The organism is Streptomyces sp. NPDC059895 (genome assembly GCF_042731035.1).
Classification (GTDB): domain Bacteria; phylum Actinomycetota; class Actinomycetes; order Streptomycetales; family Streptomycetaceae; genus Streptomyces.
In genome coordinates this window covers 1-1,388 of sequence record NZ_JBHWKO010000134.1, presented here as the reverse complement: position 1 = coordinate 1,388, position 1,388 = coordinate 1, and the positions used below count along the sequence as shown (strand labels likewise).

The window sequence follows — 1,388 nt, the reverse complement described above, 5'->3', positions numbered from 1 at the left end:
TACTGCAACCGCATCTGGCGTGACGGGGTGTATCAGGTGGTCGTTGATACGACTGTGTGCTGACGCGTTGACGATGGAGCAGGTCGAGTCGTGGTCCGAGGGCATAGCCGGGTTCCATGCCCGCTTCGCCCGTCATTTCGGCAGGTCGGAGCCCCGGGAGCGGGCTCTGGACTATCTGACCGGCCTGCTCGCTCCGTTGGAGAAGAAGAACGCCTGGACCATGGCCGAGCAGGTCGGCCAGCTCCGTCCGGACGGCGTCCAGCGTCTGTTGAACCACTCCGAGTGGGACGAGAACGCCGTCCGTGATGGTCTCCGCGACTACGTCGTGGAGACCATCGGCGACAAGAACGCCGTCCTGATCGGCGATGACACCGGCTTTCTGAAGAAGGGCACCAAATCCGCTGGTGTCCAGCGGCAGTACAGCGGAACGGCCGGACGTACGGAGAACTGCCAGATCGGCACCTTCCTGGCCTACGCCTCACCCAGGGGCCGGGCCCTGATCGACCGTGAGCTCTACATCCCCGCCTCCTGGACCGAGGACCGCGGACGCTGCCGGTCCGCCGGGATCGGCGACGAGGTCGCCTTCGCGACCAAGAACGAGCACTTCCGCTGGATGCTGCAACGCGCCATCGACGCCGGCGTCCCGTTCGCCTGGGTCACCGCGGACGAGGCATACGGACAGGTCAAGCACCTGCGCTTCTGGCTGGAGGAACGTGGTGTCGCCTACGTGCTGGCCACGAAGGTCAACGACACCGTGATCACCGCCAGAGGCGGAGAGTCCCGCGTCGACGCCCTCGTGGCCGCGCTGCCCCGGCAGCGATGGAAGCGCCTGTCGGGCGGAGCCGGCGCCCACGGCGAGCGGATATACGACTGGGCCCGCATCCCGATCCGGTACGCCTGGGAGAACGGGTTCGGACACTGGGTCCTGGCCCGGCGTTCCGTCAGCGACCTGAGCGAGATCGCCTACTACGTCTGCTACGGCCCCGTCACCTCACGATTGAAAGACCTGGTCAGAGTGGCTGCCGCGCGGTGGGCTGTCGAGGAATGCTTCCAGAGCGCCAAGGGCGAGTGCGGCCTGGACCACTACCAAGTGAGGCTCTACCGGGCCTGGTACCGCCACATCACCCTGGCCATGGCCGCACACGCCTACCTGACCGCCGTCCGCGCCGCAGAAGCCGTAAAAGGGGCACCTCGGACGACGAACAAGACCTCATACCCCTCAGCGTCCCGGAGATCCGCCGGTTGATGGGCCACGCCGTCGTCACGCGCCACTGCCACAGCAACGAGCACCGTCTGCACTGGTCACGCTACCGACGGCGCAGCCAGGCCCGAGCCCGCCGATCCCACTACAAACGCCGAGGCCACACCCTCCAGATGCGGTTGCAGTA

1 protein-coding gene is annotated in these 1,388 nt (G+C 66.7%); it reads left to right on the top strand.

Annotated features, from left to right (window positions below):
- Nucleotides 1-73 precede the first annotated feature (73 nt).
- Entirely contained in the window at nucleotides 74-1,246 is a 1,173-nt protein-coding gene (locus ACFV9M_RS42020; protein WP_385079926.1) for an IS701 family transposase, read from the top strand.
- The last annotated feature ends 142 nt before the right edge of the window (nucleotides 1,247-1,388 follow it).

Excerpts from the sequence above, each read along its gene's own strand:
- ACFV9M_RS42020 (WP_385079926.1), top strand. The coding sequence starts at position 74 with ATGGAGCAGGTCGAGTCGTGGTCCGAGGGCATAGCCGGGTTCCATGCC.